Raw genomic sequence first — 24,040 nt, 5'->3', positions numbered from 1 at the left:
GAAATCATGAACGGAAACTGGGTTGAAGTCTGCGCAGCGGACGAAATCGACGAGGAAGACGTGATCCGTTTTGATCACGACGGGCGCACCTTTGCGGTCTACCGCAGTCCCGACGACGAGTATTTCGCAACCGACGGGCTTTGCACGCACGAACACATCCATCTCGCCGACGGGCTGGTCATGGACGACATCATCGAATGTCCGAAGCACAACGGCCGCTTCAACTACAAGACCGGCCAGGCCAAGGGCGCGCCCGTCTGCGTCAACCTGAGGACCTATCCGGTGAAAGTCGAGGCGGGAAGCGTGTTCATTGCGCTGAGCTGAAGCCGTTCTCGAGAGATTGGGCTCGCCGCAGCGGGCAGGGAGGTTGAGATGGGTTCCATCGTCATCGTGGGCGCCGGCGAGTGCGGCGCAAGGGCCGCCTTTGCCCTCAGGGAAAAGGGATACGACGGCAAGGTCACACTGATCGGCGCGGAACCGCATTTTCCCTATGAGCGGCCGCCCCTTTCGAAGGGTGGTCTCAAGGCAGAGGGCGTTCCGAAATATGTCGCCGATGCCGAGCGCTACGCGGCGGCAGGGATCGAAGTGCTGACGGATACCCCGGTCGTGGCGATTGACCGCGCGGAGAAGCGCGTAACGCTCGCAGACGGAAGCAGCATCGCCTACGACCGGCTGTTGTTGACGACCGGTGCGCGGGCACGAACGATCCCCGGGATGGACGAGGCGTCGCGTCGCATCCGCACGCTTAGAACCCATCGCGACGCTGAAGAGATCCGCCGCGAACTTTCGCCCGGCCGGAAGCTTGCGATCATCGGCGGCGGTTTCATCGGTCTTGAGCTTGCTGCAACGGCGCGCGGCTTGGGTGCTGCCGTGGTCCTGATCGAAGGGCTGCCGCGCATCCTTTCGCGCGGCGTGCCGGAGGAGATCGCCGCGATCGTTGCCGAGCGGCATCGTGCCGAGGGCGTCGACATACGCTGCGAAGCGAAGATTGAACGTATCGATGCGGACGAAAACCGTGCGCGGATCGTTCTTGCCGGCGGCGAGACAGTCGAGGCCGACCTTGTCGTCGTCGGCATCGGTGCGGTCCCGAACACGGAACTTGCAGCCGTCGCCGGCCTCTCGATCGAGAACGGAATTGCTGTCGACGCAACGCTTCAAACCAGCGATCCCGATATCTACGCCGCCGGCGATTGCTGCTCGTTTCCGCTTTGTCACTATGGCGATCGCCGGATACGTCTCGAGGCATGGCGCAATGCGCAGGATCAGGGAACGCTCGTTGCCGGCAATCTCCTCGGCGGTGGCGAGGCGATCGCCAGTGTGCCCTGGTTCTGGTCCGACCAGTATGATCTGACGCTGCAGATCGCGGGGCTTGCCGACGGCGCTGCGACGATCGTGCGACGCGAAGTCGCCGACGATTCCTTCATTCTTTTTCATCTCGACGATACCGGCCGGCTGCTTGCGGCCGCCGGGATAGGTCCGGGTAATGCGGTCGCGCGCGACATTCGGCTTGCCGAAATGCTGATTTCGGCCGGAAAGCACCCAGATCAGCAGGCGCTCATCTCGCCCGAAACCAAGCTCAAAACACTCCTCGCCGCCTAGCGCGAGCGGCAAATCTCGTCCTGTTTCCATGATTTCCGGAGCCGTCTCATGAAAAGCCACCGTCCGACCGTTGCCGATCTCCTGTCGATGAAGGGCAAGCGCCAGCTCACCATGCTGCGTGTCGAAACGCTGGATGAAGCCGAAGCGGCAGAAGCCGCCGGCATCGACCTCGTTTCGGTTCCCCCGACGCTCTTAGGACCGGAGTTTCGTGAGGTGGCGCCGACCTGTTTTGCCTTTCCGGGCCTCGAATACGGCGACTACGTCACGGCGGAAGACTATATGCGTGCAGCCTTCAAGGCGCTGAAGGCCGGCGGCGATGCGGTCTATTGTGCCGCGGGGCTTTCCACCGTCCGGCGGATGCGCGAGGAGGGCATTCCCGTCTGCGGCCATGTGGGTCTCATCCCCTCCAAGGCCACCTGGACCGGCGGTTTCCGTGCCGTCGGCAAGACGGCCGCGAGTGCACTCGAGATCTGGCGGCAGGTCAAGGCGCTTGAGGACGCCGGCGCCTTCGCTGCAGAAATCGAGGTTGTTCCGGGAAATGTCGCAGGGGCGATCAGTGCCAGAACGTCGATGCTGATGCTTTCGATGGGAGCGGGGGCAGGCTGCGACGCCCAATATCTGTTTGCTGCCGACGTGCTCGGCAGCAATCGCGGCCACGTGCCGCGCCACGCCAAGACCTATCGCAACTTTGGCGCCGAATACGACCGGCTCCAGCGCGAACGGATCGCCGCGTTCGCGGAGTTTGTCGAGGATGTGCGCTCCGGCAGCTACCCACAAGAGGGTCACCTCGTCGGCATTGACGGCGCGGAATTGCGGGCATTTCTGGCCGAACTCGAGCGCGGCTAGAGCCTGACGGCTTGCGCGGAGGAGGGTGCTTGGTATAGTCCACGCGCCAGTTCAACTTTCTTTCCGCAACGGATCACGATTTGAGCGCCCTTCTTCAGGACAGTCTCACCTTTGTCGGCTTGCTGGCCGCGATTTATGCAGCGACGGTGGCGCTGTACTTCATACTCGGCTACGGCATCACCTGGCTCAACGACCGCAACCCCGAGCGCCGCATTCAGAAGGGGCGGCGCGGCGAGAAGCGCAAGGCCATCGAGATCCGCCAGAGCATGGCCTCGATCCTTGTCACCTGCACGTCGGTCGCGATCGGCCTTTTCGTCCAGTACAAGGGATGGACGCTGTTTTCGCCCTGGGAGTTCAGTTGGTGGACGGCCGTTCCGCTCTTCGTGCTCTGCATGGTGCTCTTCGACGCCTGGTTCTATTTCGCCCACCGGCTGCTGCACACCAAGCTCTTTTATGAGTACCACCTCCTGCATCACCGCAGCGTCGCGCCGACGGCTTGGAGCAACGATTCGATTGGCCTGGTGGATACCGCCATGAGCCAGGGCTACTACGCCGTCATCACGTTTCTCGTGCCGTTCCCGCCGATCATCCTTCTGGCCCACCGCCTGTTCGATCAGATCAACGGCACCTTCGGCCATGCCGGCTTCGAATATTTCGCGTCACGCACGGCGCGGTATCCTTCGCCGATGCTTTGCACCACCTACCACGACCAGCACCACGCTGAATTCAAATACAACTACGCGAACTATTTCTCGTTCTGGGACCGCGTGATGGGAACCGTCGCGCCGAACTATGATCGGCGGGTGGAGATTTTCGAAGGTGAGGCGCCAGCGCTGAAGCTGCGAAAGGCGGCAGGTGCAGCGGGTTTGGCTGAAGGGTCGTCGGCCGACTGAGGCGTTCTCGTGTCGGCGGGTTGCCTTAAAGGGGCCCTGACTTGAACCGGTGCGGCTGTCGATTTCGTTGTTTGCTATCGACTTTTCTGCGAATGGATGGCTCGACTGAGATGTGAAACCGCTCCAGGCGGTTGATGGATGGGATCAGATGGTCGAGCCATCGCAGGATGAATTCAGCGTTGCGATGAAGCATGGTGCGGGGCATTACGCTGACCGCCCGGTGACACTGCTGGTGCGCGATCCCGACCATCGCCTCGGGCGTCGGCCGCGGCTTGCGCTGAGGCGCCAAGGCCGGACGCCCGACACGGTGTTCCGCTCGTTCCTCATTGACGGGCGAGGCCGTGGGCGCTTCTACGGCTGGATGCCGGTGCAGTTGCGGGCGATGACCTTGCTCGTCGATGACGCAACGGCAAACAACAAGGCAGGGATTGAGCCGCAGATTACGATGCGACGGATGTCATTGATCGAGGTCGCCGTTCTCATCGCCTTGCGGCGGACGTTGATCCTGCTGCAGATCATTTCACTCTTTCTCGCGGGCAACAGGAAAGGGGCAGAGTTTCGCTTCGTGCGACAATACGATTCGCTTTCGGCTCCTGACTATCAAGACTGGATTGAGGCCCAGGCGCTGGCGGCGTTGCACGCGAACCGGGAGGATCCCCGCAACTGGCCGCGAAGGCCACATATCCTCGTTTCGATAGATGGCAGGGACAGCGCTGCCGCCGCCGAAACCAGGATGTCGCTTGCAGCGCAGACCTGGCGCGATTTTCGTGAGATGCCTGCAGCGGACGTGACGATGATGGTGAACAGCAGTGAAGCTGTCGACGACCTCCTTTGGATGCGGCTACCGGCGGGCATGCGGGTTGCGCCGAATGCCCTGGAGAGGCTGGCTCGACCTTTTACCTTGTCAGCCGATGTTGCGGTCGTCTATTCCGACGAGGACCATATTGATAGACGCGGCAGGCGCCTGAACCCCTTCTTCAAGCCGGCCTGGAACGAGCCGCTTGCTGTCTCCGGATGGCTTCCGCTCGAAGGGGCGCTCTTTCGTCTGATCTACATCCCCAGGGACGTTTGCCTGGAACGCACATCGGGTGCCAATATTGCTCTCGCCGTCTGCCGAACTCAGGCAGGAAGGATATTGCATCTGCCAGAGGTTCTCCTTCATTCCGGGCCGTCATGTCGCCGTCGAGCAGAGTGCGCGACGATTACGCAGCCGAAGCGGGAACGCCCGGCAGTCAGCGTTATCATACCGACGCGCGACAGGGCCGATCTGCTCGAAGCGTGCCTGAAGGGTCTCTTCGAACACACGGCGCCAGCGGACCTGGATATTCTCGTCATCGACAATGAAAGCGTCGAACTGGCCACGCTGGCGCTCTTTGGCCGGTACGAGCAGGCCGGGCTAATCCGCCGGATACCGCTTCTAGGCGCCTTTAACTTCTCTCGGGCATGCAACATCGGCGTCGATGCCGCGCGGCACGACCTCATCCTTCTTTTAAACAATGACGTGGAACCCATCGGCCCTCACTGGTTGGAGCAGTTGGCGGGGGAGCTCGATGATCCGACGGTTGGAGCCGTTGGCAACTTGCTACTGTTCCCGGACGGGTTCGTTCAGCACGGCGGCGTTACGCTCGGCGCCGGCACGGTTGCCCGGCACAGCTTTCACTTTCTTGACCCGAAAGGGCGGGGTGATAGGGCGCTTCTCAGTCAACGCCGGGACATGTCGGCGGTGACTGCGGCCTGTCTGCTGACACGCAAGTCACTCTGGCTCGGCCTTGGCGGCATGGACGAAGAAAAGCTCGCGGTCGCCTTCAACGATGTAGACTATTGCTTGAAAGTTCGGGAAGCGGGCCTGCGTATTGTCTGGACCCCGGCAGCGGCAATGTTGCATAGAGAGAGCGTTTCGCGTGGAGCCGATGACACGCCACAAAAACTTCAGCGCTTCGCGCGCGAAGAACGAGCCATGCACGAGCGCTGGAGCGACACCTTGAAATCCGATCCATATTACAATCCGAACCTCTCGTTGATTGCCGAAGAATTCGTTCTCGAAGCCTATCCGAGAAGTCTGGCACCGAGGTCCAGCGTTTGACGCGCGTGCGCGAACGTTTGGCCCGCTGGATCGAGCGGCGATTGCCGCAACCTCGACTTCGGCAGGGGGCTACCGGTAGCCCGCGGCGGCCGGTGAAGCGGATCATCGTTTTCGGTCGCATACCGAACCCGACCTTCGACTATTATCTCGCGGCTCGTCTTGAGGCGCCAGGCATGCCACCATATGAGGTGGCCGATATCCGGGGTCGAGATACACCGGCACTGAACGCCGATGGGGCCTTCGTCGTCCTTTGCCGCTATGCTTCTCCCTCGGTCTTGCGCTGGATCGAGAGCAATGCAAAGCATCTCTCCGGCGTGGGGCTGTTCCTCGATGATGACATCCCCGCTGTTGTTACAGGCAAGGACGCGGACTTCCTCTACCGGCTGTTCCTTTGGTACCGCGCCCTCTGGCCGCTTCGCCGACTGAACCGGAATCTCGATATCGTCTGGGCCTCGACACCGCACCTTGCGTCCAGACTGGCGAGGGTGGAGGCAATAATCTTGCCGCCAGCGCCGGCGAAGGAACTTTGGAGGGGGGACGGGAGTGATGGTGATTGGCATTGTCAGTCAAACGGAGATGTCTTGATTGGGTATCATGCGACCGGAGTTCATCTCGAGGAGCATCGGTTTCTTCGGCCAATCATTGCCGAAGTTCTGCGCGCACGGCCACGCGCCCGGTTCGAAGTATTTGCGGATCGCCGTGCCAAGGCAATCTGGCACGGTCTGGACCGGGTGCAGATCCGGGAGCCAATGCCTTGGGCTGAGTATTTGGCGGACGCGAACACCCGACGTATCGATATTATGCTTGTTCCGCTCTCTCCTTCACACGTGAACGAAAGCCGTTCGCCGACGAAGCGGATCGACGCGGCCCGGTACAAGGCGGCCGGGGTGTTTTCGGAAAGCATTGCATACGGCTGGTCCCGTGATACCGAGGAACTGCGGATTCCCTATGCTGCAGATGCCTGGCGCGAGGTCATCCTTCAACTTGTTGATGACGACGAATTGCGTCGCAGGGTTGCAGGCGCGATGCACCAAACAGTATTGCAAATGACGACGGCAGCGGATACGGGTCTTGAAGTTCTTGAAGGGCGACAAGTGTAGGTTCGTCGCGCGGTTGGTGGGGTTTAGGAGCCCGGGCCTTTTCACATAAGGTATTTGTAATGACTTCCAAGGTTGTGTTGCTTCGTCCCAAACGATATGGCGACGATCGCGGATGGTTCACTGAAGTTTACAATGAGAAGGCTTTTGCCGGTTACGGCATCGGCGATCGGTTCGTTCAGGACAATCATTCACTTTCGGCTCCCGTTGGGACTCTGAGAGGCCTGCACTTCCAGACACCGCCCTTTGCACAGGCTAAGCTTGTTCGTTGCATCCGGGGTCGAATGTTCGATGTTGCAGTGGATATCCGCCGGAATTCACCGACCTTCGGGCACTGGGTCGGCGCCGAACTCTCCGCTGAAAATGGCCATCAGCTTTATGTTCCAGTGGGCTTTGCTCATGGGTTTGTCACATTGGATCCGTCTACGGAAGTAACATACAAAGTCTCCAATTTGTATTCGCCGCAGAACGATGGGGGCATCTTATGGAACGATCCAGCGATCGGTGTCGAGTGGCCACTGCCGCAAGGGGTTGGTCCGATGTTGAGTCCGAAGGACGGGCAGCAGCAGCTGCTCAGCGATTTCGATAGTCCGTTCGACTATGACGGGACTCCGCTCGAATTGGTCGAAGTATAATTTTAGAGGAATCGATCATGCGTATATTCGTCACCGGCGGCGCTGGCTTCATTGGATCGGCCTTGGTTCGGCACCTCATCGAAAACACGGAACATGAAGTTCTGAACTTCGACAAGCTGACTTATGCCGGCACCCTGACTTCTCTGTCATCCGTCGCTGCTTCGTCGAGATATAGCTTCAAGCAGGGCGACGTCTGCGACGAGCGAGTTGTGGCGGCCGCCATCGGCGACTTTCAACCCGATGTAATTACGCACTTGGCAGCCGAATCTCACGTCGACCGATCGATTGATGGTCCTGGCGCCTTTATCCAAACGAACATCGTCGGCACCTACACAATGCTGGCCGCTGCGCTCGACTACTGGCGAAAGCTTGGAGAGGAGCGCGGGCTGCAGTTCCGTTTCCACCACATCTCAACAGACGAGGTCTTCGGATCGCTGGGAGAAACCGGCTACTTCACCGAAACGACGCCCTACGATCCCCGTTCGCCTTACTCGGCTTCCAAGGCGGGTTCGGATCATCTCGTCTCCGCGTGGGGGCACACCTTTGGCCTGCCCGTTCTCATTACCAACTGCTCGAACAACTATGGACCTTACCACTTCCCCGAGAAGCTCATTCCGCTGATGATAGTCAAGGCACTCGCCGGCGAACCGCTTCCGGTCTACGGAAATGGCTCGAATGTGCGCGATTGGCTTTATGTAGAGGACCATGTTCGTGCCCTGCAATGCGTATTTGAGAAGGGGATCCCTGGGCAGACATACAACGTTGGCGGTAGCTCAGAGAGAAGCAACATCGATGTCGTGACGACGGTGTGTGCAATTTTGGATCGCTTGCGACCGCGCGATGATGCGCACTCTTATACCGAGCAGATCACATACGTTTCCGATCGCCCTGGTCACGACCAAAGATATGCGATCGATGCAGCCAAGATTTGCGGCCAACTCGGGTGGACACCAGTCGAAAGCTTCGAAAGCGGAATAGAGAAGACGGTGGCCTGGTATTTGAGCAACCGCGATTGGTGGAGAGAGATTCTTGATCGCAGTCAGGCCGTTAGGCGGCGAGGTCTGGGCTCGTGAGCAAGCGGCGGATTCTTGTTACCGGTGGTACAGGGCAAGTTGGCACCGAACTACTTCGTAGTATTTGGCCAGAAGATGTCCAATTGGTTGCGCCAACGCGGCAGGAATTGGATCTGAGTGATTGTGACAACATCGCCCGTTACATTTCAGCGGGAGATTTTTGCGCGGTTATCAACTCGGCTGCCTATACTGGAGTAGATCGGGCGGAGGACGATTTCTTGGCGGCGTGGAAAGTAAATGCATTAGCGCCGGCAGCGCTCTCCGAGGCGACAAAAAAACAATCGATTCCGCTAATTCAGGTTTCAACAGACTATGTGTTCGACGGAGAAAAAGGTGAGGCATATGCAGAGGACGATCCGGTGGTCCCCCTTAATGCATACGGAGCATCTAAGGCGGCGGGCGAACAGGCTGTGCGGTCTGGAAATCCTCTTCACGTCATCGTCAGAACGTCTTGGGTGTATAGCGAACACGGTAGTAACTTCGTCAAAACAATGCTCCGGCTCCGAGAGCAAGGGGGAAAGATTCGTGTTGTCAACGATCAGCAAGGCTGTCCGACAAGCGCCGCAGATCTCGCGGAGGTCCTGAGTAGACTCACTCTCGCCTTACTTGACTGCCAATCCGCTCCAACGGGCACATATCATTTCGCTAACGCGGGCATGGCAACTTGGTACGACTTTGCTCGCGAGATATTTAGGCAAGGAAACGTAGCAGATTCAGTCGATGTTGTGCCGGTTCAGACGCACGAGTTTGCGCTCAGGGCTCACCGGCCAAAGAATTCGGTTCTGTCGGTACATAAGATAGCCTCAGACTACGGAATCGTTCCGCGCGACTGGCGCATGGCTCTTGAATCGGTACTCGCTTCACTACGACGCTCTGCCAAATAAGAGGAAGAACAGATATGAAGGGGATAATACTAGCCGGGGGCGCGGGGTCGCGGCTTTATCCAGCAACACTTGTTGTGAACAAGCAACTGTTGCCTGTATACGACAAGCCGATGATTTATTACCCCTTGTCGACTTTGATACAGGCCGGTATCGCAGACGTGCTAGTCATATCCGCAGGAGAGTTTGTCGAAAGCTATCGAAGACTTCTGGGAGATGGATCCGATTGGGGAATCACAATCACATATGCCGTTCAAGAGTCCCCAGATGGTTTGGCGCAAGCATTTGTAATCGCCGAAGAATTTATTGGAAGCGACAATGTTTGCTTGATACTAGGTGACAATATCTTTTTTGGAGCCGGGCTGGAAGATATGTTGTCACGAGCCCGGGATCGCACGGTGGGCGCAACGGTTTTTGCGTACGAAGTCGAGGACCCGCGCCGGTATGGGGTTGTAGAACTTGATACGGATCGACGCGCGGTTTCCTTAGAGGAGAAGCCGAACGCTCCAAAATCGAACTTTGCGGTTACGGGACTATATTTTTACGACAATAGCGTCATCGAAATTGCGAAGAAATTGACGCCGTCTCCCCGGGGAGAGTACGAAATTACAGACGTCAATATAGAGTATTTGAGAAGGGGCGAGTTGTTCGTTGAAACCATGGCGCGAGGTTACGCTTGGTTGGACACGGGTACCCACGACAGTCTTCTTGAAGCATCTGAGTTCGTCCGGACCATCCAGCACCGACAAGGAACACAAATCGCATGCCTGGAAGAGGTCGCTTATCTGCGGGGCTTAATATCCAAGTCCGACGTCCAAAGGATAGGACGTAGGTATGAGAAAACGGCCTATGGGCAATATCTTCTTCGAATTATTTAGTAGAATGCGGTCGATAAATAATGGAAATTCTTATGAAGCGAAGGTTCGGACGTCTTCCGTCACTATTCCAACGGTTCCAAACAAACGCCAAGGCGCTTTTTGATCGCGATTTCTACCTGAGAATGAATGGTGATGTACGGCTAAGCGGCATTGAGCCCTGGCGTCACTACCGCAGGCATGGCTTCAAAGAAGGACGTCGACCAAATAGCTTGTTTGATCCCAATTGGTACCTGGAGCAATATCCGGATGTGAAACGTTCGGGCATTGAGCCTCTGCTACACTATTGTATGCACGGGTTTACCGAAGGTAGAGATCCAGGACCACAATTCTCGACGCGTGGCTATCTCGCTATGCACCCCGACGTAGCGGTTGCGCGAGCGAATCCCTTGCTTCATTATCTTCAGCACGGCAGAACCGAGGGGCGAGCGATTGTCGTAGCAGAGGCATTGCGGAACTCGGCCATCAGCTTCGCAGAATGCAGCAAAAAGCAGGTTGCTGATTCTACAGAAGAAAGTACGGCGATCTCCGGGAGCGGCCTATTTGACAAAGACTTTTATTTGTCAAGATATCCGGAACTCGGTCTGAGTGGCGTTGACACCGTCTCACATTTTTGTGAGCGAGGTTGGAGGGAGGGTCGTTGGCCGAACCCAACTTTCGACGTGCCGTATTACCTCAAACAAAACCCGGATGTAGCTGCTGTGGGCATGAACCCGTTGCTGCATTGGATCAACTTCGGGCGTGCAGAAGGGCGAAAAGTCGGCGCGGTTCAGTTGCCTGCGGATGATCTTGGCGTGGGCGCCCAGGGCCCCACCGTAATCTTTCTTTCTCACGAATCTTCCCGCACCGGCGCCCCGCGGGTATTGCTCAACCTGATCGAGTGGGTTTCTCGAAACACCAGCGTTTCATTCCGTATCGTCATTGGCTCTAGGGGCGCGTGGTCCGACAAATTTGAGGCACTTGGCGAGTGTTTCCATCTGGATGGAGATCATGGGAGCTCGTTCGAACGCAATCTTCGAGAGTTTTGTGGAGATAGGGTCGGCCTCATTTACGCAAATACGATTGCGGCTGGGCACTACATCCATCTTTTTGATTTTCTTGACGCTGAAGTGTTAACTCACGTCCACGAAATGGAAAACCTGTTCGCTCTCTATGAGAAGTCCTTTGCGGCATTGAAGGAAAGAACAAATAGATACATTGCAGTGTCCGAGGCGTCAGTGACTTGTTTGCGCTCTCGTGGAGTGCTCGCCGATAGCATTAACTTGTTGCCGCCATTCGTGGCGCCGAGCTTGCCGACGAACTCAGTCGAGCGGTTGGGCGGAGCACGTATCATCTTAGGCTGTGGCACGGTTGAAAGTCGAAAGGGCTTCGATATTTTCTGTGAAGTAGGCGCGGCGTTGAAGCTTACAACGACGTTGGACTTTCAGATGTATTGGATCGGATCTGCCAGTGAGAGTGGACCCGATCCCGAACTGGAAATTTCGAGGCGCGGCGTTAGCGATGTCGTAAAATGGCTTGGTCCCAAAGATGTCCCAAGCGACTATTTCCGGCAGGGGCATGTATTTCTGCTGCCCTCTCGCGAGGATCCATTCCCCTTGGTTTGTTTGGAAGCCGCACAACTTGGCCTACCAGTTGTGTGCTTTGATGAGCGCGCGGGTGGAATGCATAGTTTCGTAGAGCAGGATGCGGGCATTGTTGTAGACTATCTAAATGTTGAGCAAATGGCTGCAAAGGTCAGGGAGTTGCTCGAGGATGATGCTCACCGCGTAGCTCTAGGTTCTAAGGCTAAGGAAAGAGCATTCTCCAAATATAGCGTCGACAGCGCTGCTCGGCGAATAATAGCACTATATCCGGACTTTACGCTGGACCCGGATTCGACTTGGCTTCATCGTGCCCTACGGTGGATCGACCGATCCGAAATCGTCTCTTTCGACATCTTCGACACTTTGGTCACGCGTCGGCTCAGCCAACCGGAGATCGTTTTCGATTTAGTTGAGTTCCGGCACACTCGCCAAGAGGCGGCTCCCGTAAAACTATTCCCGGAGCGAATGGAAACCGCGGGACGGGTTTTGATGTCGCACGGCGGAAGTCGCGACGACGTTGATATCGATCAAATCTATGCGGAAATGGCGTTCTTTAAAAATTCCGAGATAGAAAAGGAAATGGAGGTATCTGTCTCCGTTGCTCATCCAACAGGGCAATTGCTATACAATTACGCTAGGGAGAAGCAGAAGAAGATATTTATCGCTAGCGACATGTACTTGGATGCAGATACGATCAAGAGCATTCTACGCAAGAATGGCTACATGCATTGGGATCACTTCTTTCTCTCGTCCGTTACAGGAAGAAAGAAAGAAAGCGGCCGGATGTATGAATTGCTGAAGGCGAGCGCAAACGAAATCGGGATCGCTCCTGACAAGATTATCCATTTTGGCGACAACCGGCATAGTGATGTCGACATGGCTCGTTTGGCCGGACTAAAAGCTTTTCATTTCCCCGCGTTGTACGAAGAGCGCGCGTCGGTTCTGGATCCTGGTGTCGTCAGTAGTCTATCTCAAATCGGACGTCTCTGGGCTAGTTTGTCTGAACAATCATTAAAGCTCTGGCGCAAGACCCCGATCGGAGCGACGGCCTCGTTTTTTACGCGTCTCGGGTTTGAGGTCACGGGCCCCCTCTCCGCAATGATGGCGCTTTTCGTCAAGCAGACAGCAGATGAAACTGGTCTCTCCGAGATCGTTTTTATGGCTCGTGATGGTCGGATTATAAAAGACGCATTTGATGGACTATTTAAGGACGATATCGCCTCGGGAAAATATGTTTCGCACTACCTGCATTTGTCACGAGCAACTGTGGTTCCTGCGACTTTTGAGCGCGAACTATCATCGAACGATGTCTATTTTCTATTGGAAGGTTTGCATCTTGGTGTAAAGCCAATAGCCTATTTTCTTACCAAGGCGGGCTTGGATCCCAATGATCGCGCCATTGCAAAAAAGGTAAGAGAATACTTCGCTGGACCAGACTTTGTACCGAACTGGAGCCATCTCGCTGAAGCCGCAAAGCTTATGAGAAGCTTGTCTGACGCCATCTTCTCGGCAGCGGCTTTAAATAGAGCTCTACTAAAGGACTACCTGACGCAAAATGGCCTTTTGAAATGTGGAAAATTTCTTGTAGTAGACGTCGGGTGGTTACTGAACATACAATCTCGACTGGAGCGTTTTGTTGCTGAGATTGGCTCTGATGTAACGGTAAGTGGGTGTTATGTCGGCTCGCGTGATCGTGTCAGCAAAAGCGTTAAACACAGGTCGTTCCTGTTCGATTGTGGCGATCCAAGCTACTATGCGTCGTTCGTGGAGTCTCATACAACGCTATTTGAACTACTTTTCTCCGCAGGGGAACCTTCTGCAAGCGGACTGACGCGAAATGAGGCGGGGAAAGTCCTGCCCGCGCTAAAGGCTGTGACACATCCACTTTCAACCGAGTTTACTGCGGCATTGGCTCTTCAGCTTGGTGCCCGTTGCTACTTCGAGTATCTTTCAGGTGCACTTGCTGACTTTTTCCCTCAGCAAGTTTCGCGGGACTATTTTTTTGCTTTGTTCGAAAGACTGGTGCGAACCGAAAGTCCTTTAGCACATGCGATGTTGAACGGTGTGCAGGTCAAACTTGGCGGCCATCACGAGTTTCTCGCGACTCAAAACCTGCTGCCAGCAACGCTGGATGTCGAGTACACCGCAGGGCCAACGAACGAATATTTTGAGCCCAAAGTTCTTACTGGGGCTACGTTGCGTAATATCGTTATTGTTACCGCGGCGGGTCTTAGTAACGCGTCGACGCGATATAGAGCGCTATGGTTGGCAGAATCCTTGAATAAGGTCGGCTACCAAACAGTTGTTATGCACGCAAGCACACCAGTGGGCATCGCAGAAACGTTCATTTCCAAAGCATCCGCAGTCGTTTTCCAGCGTTGCTTTGAGGCTCAGGGACACGTTGGGACCTTTTACGCCATGGCAAAGAGCCGAGGGCTTTATTGTATAGGCGAAATGGACGATCTAATTCTCCCGGATCAGATAGGTATCGTCGGCTCGGTCAAGGGCGGCGAATGGGATAAAAAAGAGGCAACGTTCGTCGCGCAATCATATGACGATTTTATGCATAAGATGGATGGGTTCGTTGTTTCAACCCCAGCGCTCAAGAAGGCGTTCGAAAAACGTTACAGGAAAAGTGCGGTAGTCTATCGAAACAAGCTACCGGCGAAGTATGTCAAGGCTCCAGAACGGGAGTTTGGACAACTTAGAATGATATACGCTTCTGGAACACAGTCACACAAATCGGACTTCTCTATAGTTGAGAATGTTCTATATCAGTTGTTGGTTGACCGGCCCGGTGTTAAGTTGACATTGCTCGGAGCTGTGCAAAGTTCCGAACGTTTGTTGGCACTTCCGAACGTGCGAAGTCTACCTTTACTTCGATATGATGCGATGATGAGTGAATTGGAGAACCATAACGTTCTGCTTGTACCGCTGGAAGACACGCCGTTTAACGAATGCAAATCATCGGTTAAATTCGTTGAATCTGGTGCGGTATCACTTACCGTGGTGGCGTCAAAGATCTCTGAGTTTGATCTTGCAGTCAAAGACGGTTTTAGTGGCTACATCGCTGCCGGATCCGATGATTGGTACAAAATTCTGAGCAGACTAGCGGATGATCCAATGAAACTTGCCGAAACCGGCGACGCGGCGCGTCAATCAGTTGCCAAAAGCTTCACGACGGATTTCTTAGAGCCTGAACTCAGCGATTTCCTGAGCGCGGTGTTACACTCTCCAAGTTATCAAAACTTCAGGTGAAGAAATGGGTGATCTGCATTTGAATCCTCATATCTGGACGATTCTCATCTCTTTTTGAGTGCTGCCGGAGTTACTCAAAAGTTTCAGAAGTTGCTGAGCTCGGGTTGGCAGCGATCGCCCTCGCGGGCTGTTGAGTTCGGACTCGGAGTGCCGAGTTGCGAAATTGGTATTCGTCGGGAGCAGTCCCGCGCCAATTTCCAACAAGTTGATGATGAGAACGGAGGTTGGAAAGGAAACATCCCGTGTCAGTGGCCGTTCATGTACATATTCTGGAGTCAATCGGCCTGGGAGGCTTGGAGTCACGTTTAGAGGCAATTCGCCGCCTGGATCGCAGCGTTGAACATGTAATTGCCATACCGCGCGGCCTGCAGGCAAACGTTCCGAAGTACTGGGGCGGAGGTGTAATCGAGCTACCGGTCAGCCCGAATTTGGTATGTACTTACCGAGAACTTGTGGAATTCCATGAGTTTCTAGGGCGTGTCTTGGGTCGAAACGACCGTAGCATCATTCATACACACACGCCATGGCCTGCGATTGCCGTCGCATCGGCGCCATGTATGGTGACGGGAGTGCACGTACACACGATCCACGGGCCTATCTGGGTCCCCTGGATTGGTAAGGGCAGGCGAACTTTCAACGATGTCATTACCACGCTCGTTGACCGCACTATAGCCGTGTCTAAAGAGGTGGAGGAACGTGCGCGGTCGGTTGGCGTGGTAAGAAGATTGCTAACAATTTCTAACGCATCGGCAATCGAACATTGTCCGAAGTCGCCGGTGCGGCAAAAGAGTGGGTTTTCGCCCTTGAAGGCCGCTTTTGCTGCACGTCTAGATCACGGAAAATGCGAGGGCCTCTACCAACTTTTCGATCTAATGAAGGACTGCCCAGCCCAAATCCAACTGGACATTTTTGGTGATGGTCCGTTGTTGCGCGACGTCAGCGAAAGCGCTCGGGAAGTCGGAGAGTATGTTCGGATCCTGGGAGCTGACCATTGGTTTAGATCCAGAATACCGGAGTACGACTTGATAGTCGGCGAAGGGCGCGTGGTGTTGGAGGCGCTTTCGGCGAGTAGGTCGGTACTTGTTTGTGGTTCCCAGCTTGCCACCTTCGCAACATTCGAAAACATTGACGCCCTAACTTATGCAAATTGCACCGGCCGCGGGCTGACAGACACTAGACCGCCAACAGCAGTGGAGCTCTTAGATCCGCCTGCGCCCCCCCCGTTTCCGGTAGCACCTTCGATTTCCAAGCTGAATTCTCTCCTTGCTGTCCGCTCGACCAGAGCCGCCTTAGCGCGCCGGCGGTTCGCTTCAATTTTTGCGAATATGGTCCGACGCACGGAGGGTTCCGCCGCGAATGTGATTGAAGTATTAGATAAGCTAGAAGAAGAGAACGCCTTAGGCCTGAATGATGAGTTGAGCGGGGATTCTTTCAGGCATTCCATTCGGTTACCAGAAACCGCTGAGGGTCTTCCATGACCTCTATCTTATTTCCTTGATGGTTGGGGATTGGTGACGTGAACAAAACGGTAGTCGTTGTTTTTGGGACTCGCCCGGAGGCAATCAAGATGCTTCCAGTCCTGAAACAGCTCCGCGCTGAGAGCTTTTGTAATGTGCTTTCAGTTTCGACTGGGCAGCACAAACAAATGTTAGAGCAGGTGCTTGCGTTCTTTGACGAAAAAGTGGACGTCAATCTTAACGTGATGACGCCGAACCAAACTCTGGCCGAACTTACTGCGAAAATCCTTGCGGAGTTTACCGACCTTTTAAGCAAGGTGCAGCCAGCCTTAGTCCTCGTGCATGGTGACACGACAACCGCAATGGCTACGGCCCTCGCCTGTTTTTATTCGCAAGTTCCTATCGGCCATGTCGAGGCCGGCCTTAGAACGCGAAATTACGGCCAGCCGTGGCCCGAAGAAATGAACCGGGTATTCATAGATTCGGTCGCAAAGCAGCTTTATGCTCCAACATCCCAAGCGAAGGACAATCTCCTCAGTGAAAAATCAGTGCGGGGAGAGATCTATGTCACGGGAAACACGGGAATTGATGCGCTGTTTTATGCTCAAGCAAAGCTAGACCGCGCCGATTCAGGGTTCCAACGTCCCGACTTCCTTTCAAATGACAAGAGAATGATCTTGGTAACCGGTCACCGACGAGAAAGCTTGGGGGAAGGACTTCGCTCAATCTGCACGGCGTTGCTGGAGCTTGCGAGAAGACCTGACATTCAAGTCGTCTATCCAGTGCACTTCAACCCTATTGTGAGAGCAACGGTAAACGAGGTATTGCAAAGCAGCGCCAACATACACCTCATTGATCCTGTGAGCTATATGGAGATGGTCTTTTTGATGACGAAGTCTCACCTGATTTTGACTGATTCGGGTGGTGTTCAGGAAGAGGCGCCCTCGTTGGGCAAGCCCGTTCTCGTCATGCGCGAAGTCACTGAGAGGCCAGAGGCCGTTTCGGCTGGAGTTGTTAAACTGGTTGGGACACAAAAAGACGTGATAGTTACGGAGGCTAATCGCTTGCTTGACGACGAATCAGCTTATATGGAGATGTCCCGTAGTATTTCCCCTTATGGTGATGGCAGGTCGGCTCAGGCAATCGCTAATATAATACGAGGTACACTTTAGCTGGGTGAGTAAAATGGTTGATAATAGATATGCATCTCCGGACACTATTGCTCAGAGCTCCATTGATACCTTGAGGTTGCATTCAGAAATTACGCGGCTTTCGACTGAGTTGATGACGGCGAGGGCTCTGTTGGCGTCGGACCGTGATGCTAGACGCGAGTTAGAGCTAGTACGAAAATCGTTAATGGAAGCAAAGTATAATTTAAGAACAACAGGGTCATTTCAGGAAACATTCGGTGCCGATTTGGCTTCTGCCGCTGTTATATTGCAACATGCGGATACAAGCGTGGCTGATCGCCCCTCGTCTAGCAATGGGACCGGAGGGTTTCCCAGACGTTGTTTAGAAATCCGGCCATATGATATCAGCGTGGGGCTTCGTCTCGGTTGTCATCTGGTGAAAACTGGGTTGCGACAAGGGCTTTTCGTTGTGAATTCCGAATTTGAATTCAAGCCCGAGTACAATCAGCGCGCCGTTGCAATGGCGAAGGAAGCTGCCACGGCAGGCTACTTCGTGATTTTCGTGGTCTCTGAACGGGAACGGGAGCCAGAATCGACCCACAGAGGGCGCATGTTTGGCGGCTCCGTCCTTGAGATCGGCCGCATTGATCTCGATTTTCTCGAGCAAGTGGTGCGTGAGGCGGCTGTAGAAGCCGAAGGGGTTTATCTTCTAACGCGGCCAAGCAGCGAGTTTGTCGATTTTATCCCCTTGGCTCAGTCGCTTGGTCTAAAGGCAATCTATGACATCATCGACGACTGGGAAGAACTCAATGAAGTCGGCCAGGCGGCTTGGTGGCATGAAGATATTGAGTTGAGGGCGATCCAGTCAAGTGACAGAGTAGTTGCGGTATCGGACGTACTTATCGCGAAATTTTCGCGCCTACGTCCCGATATTGTGTGCGTTCCAAATGGCCTGGGGACGATAAACTATCGTGAGCACTTCGTTTCCAACCGGAACCAATCCCAGAATGGGAAAGTTGTAGTTGGATATTTCGGTCATCTTACGGATGAGTGGTTCGATTGGCCTGGGGTGATTGAACTGGCCACCTGTCATCCCAACATCGAACTGCAAATCGCTGGTTATGGCGAGCCAGGATGGGTTCTAGAGCGCTGCAGAGACCTTCCGAATCTTAAGCTAATAGGAATCATTCCTGGTGATAGGCGGGCAGAGGTTGCCGCTTCCTGGCACCTCGCCATAATACCATTCGTTGACGGTCCTAGGATTCGTGCCGTCGACCCGGTTGCGATCTACGAGTATCTATACTTCGGATTGCCGGTAATAGCGAGTGGTATACCACACCTCGCGGCCTACCCTGAAACGGTTGTACTTGAACGTTTCCGCGACAGTGCTAAGTTAATCAGCCAAATTTATCAGCGATTGTGCGCCGGCGTAGTAGATTACCGAGCGATGGCCCGTTTCACCAGCTCGGCGATGTGGCATGAGCGTTTCGCTGCTTTGATGGTTGACGGTGAAGACGTATGTGATGGTGGCCATTAGGCGGACCCGGCGCAGGTGATGGCAGCAGGTGACCGATTCCAGGGGAGCGGTTAGTCTTTTGATCTTATGATCGTGGATGCGGTCGAGCACATCGGCGAGATAGGCCTGCGGGTCGATGCCGAACGGCATGCCTTTTCAATGATCGGCACGGCGCGCGCGAAGGTTTCCTCGCCAGTGCCGGAGCCGCCGCATATCCAGCTCCTTCGTCAAATTCCAACCAGCTGCCGGTGGAGTTGTCCGTCACCTGAACACTATACAACGCGAGGCTGCTTTACGGTAACTGGTGTTCCACTCGCACGTTGTCCTTGCCGCCGTGATCTGTGATGGGCTTTCATGGACGAGCAACGTATCCATCCGAGCAGGGCCGCGGGATTTTGGGCCCGCGCGTGGTAACGTCGGTTCATAGAGATCGATGAGGACAAGATCGACGATGCCGTTTTGTCGCTGTTATGGCTGACGCTACATAACGAGCGTTGTGCCTGGAAGGGTTTCGACTGGGCAGCGACGGATCGGCTTCGCCAGAAGGGCATGATCGGCGACCCAGTCAACAAGTCGAAGTCATTGATCCTGACTGATGAAGGCTTGGAGCGTTTGGAAGCGTTGTTCCGGAAGCTGTTTACGCGGCCGCCGCCATAGCCTTCTCTTTGTGTGTCTTCCATTGCCAGGGCAGTAGTTCGTGCAGGCGGGAGACGGGAAGATCGTCGATGCGGGCGAACACATCGGCAAGCCATGCCTTTGGGTCGACGTCGTTGAGACGGCAGGTCGTGATGACGGAGAGCATGATGGCGGCTCGATCGGCCCCACGCTGGGAACCGGCAAAGGTCCAGTGGCGATGCCCGAGCGCAATTCCTCTCAGCGCCCCTCGGCGGCATTGTTCGTGAGACAAATCCGGCCATCTTCGAGGAAACGGGCAAAACCATCCCAACGCTTCAGCATGTAATCGATCGGTTCGATCACCTCGGACAATTTGCTGCGGGTTTCGGTAATTCGCGGACAGGGTTTCCATTAAATCCCGGACAGCGTTTTCACTAAATCCGGGACAGCATCTCCGCTAATTCCCGGACAGCGATTCCGGTAAGTCCCGGACAGTCTTTCGGCGATTAAAACATCGACTTTCGCACGCGCCGTTTTGCCATTCTGGACCCCGATTTGAGAGAGGTGCGGGGAATGGCGAGACGGAAGCAGGCGAGACTTACTGACGTGAAGGACATTCGATCGATATTGCGATTGACGCACGAACAGGGGCTTTCGGTTCGTGCGATATCGGAACGGCTGAAGATCAGCAAAACGACCATTTCGACCTACCTGCTGCGGGCGCGTGAGGCCGGGCTGACGGGCTGGCCGTTGCCGCCTGGGCTTGACGAGTACGCTGTGTTGCAGCGTCGCCTGTTCCATCGTCGCGGTCGCCCGCCCCAGGACATGCACGCGCCCGACTGGGGCCAGATCGCCAGTGAACTAAAGCGAAAGGGCGTGACGCTGACGCTGTTGTGGCAGGAATATCGCGAGCGTCACCCCAACGGTTAGGGATACACATGGTTCTGTGAGCGTTTCGCCGCTTTCGAACAGCGCGCCAGCGCCACTTTCCGCCATCGCCGCACTGCCGGCGCGGCGATGCAGACCGACTATGCTGGCCACACCGTCCCCGTCATTGATCCGGCGACGGGCGAGATCCGGCCGGCGCAGATCTTCGTCGCGGTTCTGCCGGCCCCCTTGTACACCTTCGCCTATGCGAGCTTCACTCAACGGCTGCCAGACTGGATCGAGGGTCAGCAACGGGCTTTGAGCTTCTTCGGTGGCGTAACGAAAGCGATCGTCTGCGACAACCTCAAGGCCGGCGTTGCGAAGCCCTTGTGGTTCGAGCCGACTATCAACGCCACTTTTGCAGCATTCGCCGAACATTACGACACGACGATCCTGCCGACCCGCCCAAAACGGCCGAAGGACAAAGCCAAGGTCGAAGGCAGCGTTCTGATCGTTGAGCGCTGGATCCTGGCGCGACTGAGGAATGAGCGCTTCTTCAGCCTCGTTGATCTCAACGTGCGGATCAGCCAGCTCCTCGGCGATCTCAATAACCGGCCGATGCGGCGTGTTGGCAAATCCCGACATCAACTCTTCGAGGCGATCGAACGCGAAGCGCTCGCCCCATTGCCAGCAACGCCATTCGAATATTCCGAATGGAAATTGGCAAAGGTTCATCCCGACTATCATGTCGAGGTCGATAAGGCCTTCTACTCCGTGCCGCACCGCCTGATTGGCCGCCAGGTCGATGTCCGGCTCACAAGCCGGATCGTCGAGGTCTTCCATGATCACCAACGCGTCGCCAGTCACCGCCGGACGTCGCAGCGGGCTGGTCACGTCACCGTCAACGAACACATGCCCAAGACGCATCAGCACTATTGCCAACACCACCCCGGCGAGCCTGATCAAGCAGGCCGCAACGCTGCGATCTTGATCGAACGGCTGATGCGCGACAGGCCCCATCCCCAGCAGGGATACCGCGCCGCTCAAGGCGTTTTATCACTCGCGCGCCGGTACGGACCTGAGCGTCTTGAAGCCGCGTGCGATCGGGCGCTGACGATCAATGCGGCCAGCTATTCCTCCGTCAGCACCATCCTCAAATCCGGCCTTGATCAAGCTCCACCAGCCGCCGAGCCGGTCAAGCCAGCCCCGCCGCATGGCAACATCCGCGGCAGTTCCTATTACCAGTGAAGAAAGGAAGACACTTGAATGCTCACACATCCAACCCTCGACCAGATGCACGCACTCGGTCTATCCGGCATGGCAGCAGCTTATCGTGAACTGGCCAATCGGCCCGAGGGCAGCGATCTCAACCGCGACGAATGGCTGGGTCTGATGCTCGACCGGGAGATGGCCGTGCGCGGTGACAAGCGCCTGACCAACCGGCTTGCAATCGCCAAACTGCGCTTCCTCGACGCTTGCATCGAGAACATCGACTTCGCCGCCCATCGTGGCCTTGACCGCAGACAGCTTCTCTCCCTGGCACAAGGCGAATGGCTCAAACTTGATCCTGACCGGACAAGCGGGAACCGGCAAAACCTGGCTTGCCTGTGCCATCGGCCGGCAGGCGGTCCGCCTCGATTATTCCGTTCTCTATGTCCGGATGCCTCGTCTCTTCGAGAATTTGGCCCTGGCGCGCCTCGACGGTCGGTTCCCTCGATTGGTCAACAAGCTCGCGCGTGTTCAACTGCTCATCTTGGATGACTGGGGAACCCATGCGCTCAGCGATCAGCAGCGGCTGGATCTCCTGGAAATCTTCGAAGAGCGCTACCGCAGGAAATCAACTCTGATCACCGCCCAACTCCCCGTGGCGCAGTGGCACGAGATGATCGGGGAACCAACCATCGCTGACGCCATCCTCGATCGCATCGTTCACAACTCTCACCGAATTGCGCTCGAAGGCGATAGCATGAGGAGGCAAAAGCAAACCTCGCTCTTGACCGAAACGCGAAACGCCGAAATCAATAACAAATGACATCAACCAGGCGAACGAAAGTCGATCCCGCGAGACTGTCCGCGATTTAGTGAAACGACTGTCCGGGATTTACCGGAAATCGCTGTCCCGTTAATCCGAAATCCGCACTCCGACCAGTGTTGACAATCTCAAGGCGGTGTTCACGCTGACTCTCACTATAGATGTCCATACCCGCAGTCAGCTATGTTTCAGGAGATCTCTCAAGGCGGCCTTCCACGTAAGCGTACTGAGCAACAGGAGTTTCTCCATGGAGAGTACATTGGAGCTTCTCACGATCAGGAAGTCTGGACGTGAGGTTCACGGGAATTGTTCGGATGAGGTTAAGGCGCAGATCATTTCGGAGAGCCTTCGGCCAGGTGCGATGGTGAATGAGGTCGCTGAGCGACATGGCCTGAAGCCGAACCAGCTGTCCATCTGGCGGACGATGGCTCGGCAGGGCAAGTTGGTTCTTCCCGCACCCGAGGATGCGGTAGAATTTGCAGCGGTCATCGTTGATCCACCCGTTTCGGAAAAGCCAGCCGTCCCGAGATCATAATCGGGTCCGTCACCATCCGCCTTGAAGAAGTGTCAATGCCGTTCGAATTTTCCCCAAAAGTGCCGAAGTAAAATTCCCCACTTACGCCGACGTAGACGGCACGAATGCGTGACCATTTTTCGGTGGCCGTCCCCGTGGTTTTTCTGGTGGCGCGAAAGCGGGCGGCGTGATGAGGGCTTTCGAGCGAAAAGGCTCTGGCATCAGTTCCGCATGTTGTCGCAGGCGGTAGCTTGATCCTTCGATCTGAATGACGACGGCATGGTGAAGGAGCCTGTCGAGCAGCGCGGTGGCGACGACGGGATCGCCAAAAACGTCGCACCACTCGGCGAAGCCGCGGTTTGAAGTCAGGATCATAGCGTCGCGCTCGTAGCGAGCATTGACGAGTTGGAAGAAGAGGTTGCCGCCGCCGGCGACCACCGGCAGGTATCCAATCTCATCGACGATGAGCAGGCTCGGCCTGCAGAAGAAGCGGACACGTTCCTGTAATCTGCCTTCCCGTTCAGCACGCGCGAGCGAGGCGATCAGATCGGCAAGCGTCGTGAAGTAGACGCTTTTGCCGGCCTTGACGGCTTCGACGCCCAGTGCCGTGGCCAGGTGGCTTTTGCCGATTCCGGGTGGGCCGAGGAAGTGAACAGCTTCATGGCGCTCGATGAAGCCGAGCTGCGCCAGCGTGAAGACGCGATCTCTATCGAGCGACGGTTGGCAGGTGAAGTCGAAGCCTGCCAAGGTTTTGATGGTTGTGAGCCTGCCCATCCGCAACGCCGTCTTGATACGGCTGTTCTCACGCAATGTCAGTTCTTCCGATAGCAGAATGTCGATGGCCTCCGGCGCCGCCAATCACGGCTCTCTTCCCGCCCACCTTCTGCGAGTCGAGGAGATCGTCGAGCCGGAAGCCTAGTCTCCTCTCGGCCGAGAATATAAAGGTCAAGTGATGCAGCCAATCGATAACACGATGTGGGAATAGAACAGCGCTTACGCTTTACGTGCGGTCCTGGTCGGATGGTCATCGTACGCTCGTCCGATCTCTGTTGAGAATGACGCCGAGAATACGATTGGTTGATCAAC

General features: G+C 55.7%; 16 protein-coding genes and 5 pseudogenes. 18 read left to right on the top strand and 3 right to left on the bottom strand.

Going from position 1 to position 24,040, the window contains the following annotated elements; genetic code table 11:
* Positions 1-6: 6 nt before the first annotated feature.
* From OKW20_RS30130 to OKW20_RS30065, 14 genes are all read left to right on the top strand, one after another.
* Positions 7-324 (top strand): MocE family 2Fe-2S type ferredoxin, encoded by a 318-nt coding sequence (locus OKW20_RS30130; RefSeq protein ID WP_429178156.1) that lies wholly within the window; start codon positions 7-9, stop codon positions 322-324.
* A gap of 48 nt (positions 325-372) precedes the next feature.
* The gene (locus OKW20_RS30125) at positions 373-1,599 is read left to right on the top strand and encodes an NAD(P)/FAD-dependent oxidoreductase (RefSeq protein ID WP_429178154.1); all 1,227 of its coding nucleotides are present in this window, start codon (positions 373-375) and stop codon (positions 1,597-1,599) included.
* A gap of 48 nt (positions 1,600-1,647) precedes the next feature.
* Positions 1,648-2,445: a 3-methyl-2-oxobutanoate hydroxymethyltransferase gene (locus OKW20_RS30120; protein WP_429178152.1), complete on the top strand. Its 798-nt coding sequence runs from the start codon at positions 1,648-1,650 to the stop codon at positions 2,443-2,445.
* Between the two features lie 80 nt (positions 2,446-2,525).
* Positions 2,526-3,338 carry a sterol desaturase family protein gene (locus tag OKW20_RS30115; protein ID WP_429178150.1) on the top strand — a complete coding sequence of 271 codons (813 nt, stop codon included), beginning with the start codon at positions 2,526-2,528 and terminating at the stop codon, positions 3,336-3,338.
* Positions 3,339-3,486: 148 nt separating this feature from the next.
* Positions 3,487-5,421 (top strand): glycosyltransferase family 2 protein, encoded by a 1,935-nt coding sequence (locus OKW20_RS30110; RefSeq protein ID WP_429178148.1) that lies wholly within the window; start codon positions 3,487-3,489, stop codon positions 5,419-5,421.
* Positions 5,418-6,521 carry a hypothetical protein gene (locus tag OKW20_RS30105; protein WP_429178146.1) on the top strand — a complete coding sequence of 368 codons (1,104 nt, stop codon included), beginning with the start codon at positions 5,418-5,420 and terminating at the stop codon, positions 6,519-6,521. Before OKW20_RS30110 ends, OKW20_RS30105 begins: the two co-directional genes overlap by 4 nt.
* Before the next feature lie 59 nt (positions 6,522-6,580).
* Positions 6,581-7,153 (top strand): dTDP-4-dehydrorhamnose 3,5-epimerase, encoded by a 573-nt coding sequence (gene rfbC / locus OKW20_RS30100; RefSeq protein WP_043616181.1) that lies wholly within the window; start codon positions 6,581-6,583, stop codon positions 7,151-7,153.
* A 17-nt stretch (positions 7,154-7,170) separates the two neighbouring features.
* Positions 7,171-8,226 carry a dTDP-glucose 4,6-dehydratase gene (gene rfbB / locus OKW20_RS30095; RefSeq protein WP_043616178.1) on the top strand — a complete coding sequence of 352 codons (1,056 nt, stop codon included), beginning with the start codon at positions 7,171-7,173 and terminating at the stop codon, positions 8,224-8,226.
* Positions 8,223-9,110, top strand: coding sequence for a dTDP-4-dehydrorhamnose reductase (gene rfbD, locus OKW20_RS30090; protein WP_082006003.1), 888 nt, complete (start codon positions 8,223-8,225; stop codon positions 9,108-9,110). The genes rfbB and rfbD overlap by 4 nt, the downstream gene beginning before the upstream one ends.
* Before the next feature lie 14 nt (positions 9,111-9,124).
* On the top strand, positions 9,125-9,985 hold the full coding sequence (rfbA, locus tag OKW20_RS30085; protein WP_043616175.1) for a glucose-1-phosphate thymidylyltransferase RfbA: 861 nt from the start codon (positions 9,125-9,127) through the stop codon (positions 9,983-9,985).
* A gap of 32 nt (positions 9,986-10,017) precedes the next feature.
* Positions 10,018-14,823, top strand: coding sequence for a glycosyltransferase (locus OKW20_RS30080; protein WP_429178142.1), 4,806 nt, complete (start codon positions 10,018-10,020; stop codon positions 14,821-14,823).
* Between the two features lie 242 nt (positions 14,824-15,065).
* On the top strand, positions 15,066-16,301 hold the full coding sequence (locus tag OKW20_RS30075; protein ID WP_429178140.1) for a glycosyltransferase: 1,236 nt from the start codon (positions 15,066-15,068) through the stop codon (positions 16,299-16,301).
* 38 nt (positions 16,302-16,339) lie between these two features.
* Positions 16,340-17,452, top strand: coding sequence for a non-hydrolyzing UDP-N-acetylglucosamine 2-epimerase (gene wecB / locus OKW20_RS30070; protein ID WP_043616252.1), 1,113 nt, complete (start codon positions 16,340-16,342; stop codon positions 17,450-17,452).
* A 13-nt stretch (positions 17,453-17,465) separates the two neighbouring features.
* Positions 17,466-18,947 carry a hypothetical protein gene (locus OKW20_RS30065; RefSeq protein WP_429178138.1) on the top strand — a complete coding sequence of 494 codons (1,482 nt, stop codon included), beginning with the start codon at positions 17,466-17,468 and terminating at the stop codon, positions 18,945-18,947.
* 51 nt (positions 18,948-18,998) lie between these two features.
* Here OKW20_RS30065 and OKW20_RS30060 read toward each other — a convergent pair.
* Positions 18,999-19,153, bottom strand: a pseudogene (locus OKW20_RS30060) (transposase domain-containing protein); the annotation flags it as partial.
* Positions 19,154-19,349: 196 nt separating this feature from the next.
* Between OKW20_RS30060 and OKW20_RS30055 the strand changes: the two are divergent.
* A complete protein-coding gene (locus OKW20_RS30055) occupies positions 19,350-19,583 on the top strand; it encodes a DUF6429 family protein (protein WP_082006000.1) in 234 nt (77 codons plus the stop codon).
* Here the strand turns inward: OKW20_RS30055 and OKW20_RS30050 are convergent.
* A pseudogene (locus OKW20_RS30050) lies at positions 19,564-19,919 on the bottom strand (transposase domain-containing protein); the annotation flags it as partial. The gene OKW20_RS30055 and the pseudogene OKW20_RS30050 overlap by 20 nt on opposite strands.
* A 195-nt stretch (positions 19,920-20,114) precedes the next feature.
* On the opposite strand from OKW20_RS30050, the pseudogene istA reads away from it, so the two are divergent.
* The 3 genes and pseudogenes from istA (at position 20,115) to OKW20_RS30035 (ending at position 22,975) form a co-directional block, all read left to right on the top strand.
* Positions 20,115-21,656 (top strand): annotated as a pseudogene (gene istA, locus OKW20_RS30045) (IS21 family transposase).
* An 18-nt stretch (positions 21,657-21,674) separates the two neighbouring features.
* A pseudogene (gene istB / locus OKW20_RS30040) lies at positions 21,675-22,440 on the top strand (IS21-like element helper ATPase IstB).
* 247 nt (positions 22,441-22,687) lie between these two features.
* Entirely contained in the window at positions 22,688-22,975 is a 288-nt protein-coding gene (locus tag OKW20_RS30035) for a transposase (protein WP_429178136.1), read from the top strand.
* An 81-nt stretch (positions 22,976-23,056) separates the two neighbouring features.
* On the opposite strand, the pseudogene istB (OKW20_RS30030) reads toward OKW20_RS30035, so the two are convergent.
* Positions 23,057-23,812: pseudogene (gene istB, locus OKW20_RS30030) on the bottom strand (IS21-like element helper ATPase IstB); the annotation flags it as partial.
* Positions 23,813-24,040 lie beyond the last annotated feature (228 nt).

The sequence above is a fragment of the Ensifer sp. LBL genome (assembly GCF_050435225.1).
Lineage (GTDB): Bacteria > Pseudomonadota > Alphaproteobacteria > Rhizobiales > Rhizobiaceae > Ensifer.
This window is presented reverse-complemented; position numbering and strand designations above follow the sequence as displayed.

Excerpts from the sequence above, each read along its gene's own strand:
- OKW20_RS30065 (WP_429178138.1), top strand. The coding sequence starts at position 17,466 with ATGGTTGATAATAGATATGCATCTCCGGACACTATTGCTCAGAGCTCC.
- rfbB (WP_043616178.1), top strand. The coding sequence starts at position 7,171 with ATGCGTATATTCGTCACCGGCGGCGCTGGCTTCATTGGATCGGCCTTG.
- OKW20_RS30120 (WP_429178152.1), top strand. The coding sequence starts at position 1,648 with ATGAAAAGCCACCGTCCGACCGTTGCCGATCTCCTGTCGATGAAGGGC.
- OKW20_RS30110 (WP_429178148.1), top strand. The coding sequence starts at position 3,487 with ATGGTCGAGCCATCGCAGGATGAATTCAGCGTTGCGATGAAGCATGGT.
- rfbC (WP_043616181.1), top strand. The coding sequence starts at position 6,581 with ATGACTTCCAAGGTTGTGTTGCTTCGTCCCAAACGATATGGCGACGAT.
- OKW20_RS30035 (WP_429178136.1), top strand. The coding sequence starts at position 22,688 with ATGGAGAGTACATTGGAGCTTCTCACGATCAGGAAGTCTGGACGTGAG.
- rfbA (WP_043616175.1), top strand. The coding sequence starts at position 9,125 with ATGAAGGGGATAATACTAGCCGGGGGCGCGGGGTCGCGGCTTTATCCA.
- OKW20_RS30080 (WP_429178142.1), top strand. The coding sequence starts at position 10,018 with ATGAAGCGAAGGTTCGGACGTCTTCCGTCACTATTCCAACGGTTCCAA.
- OKW20_RS30130 (WP_429178156.1), top strand. The coding sequence starts at position 7 with ATGAACGGAAACTGGGTTGAAGTCTGCGCAGCGGACGAAATCGACGAG.
- OKW20_RS30125 (WP_429178154.1), top strand. The coding sequence starts at position 373 with ATGGGTTCCATCGTCATCGTGGGCGCCGGCGAGTGCGGCGCAAGGGCC.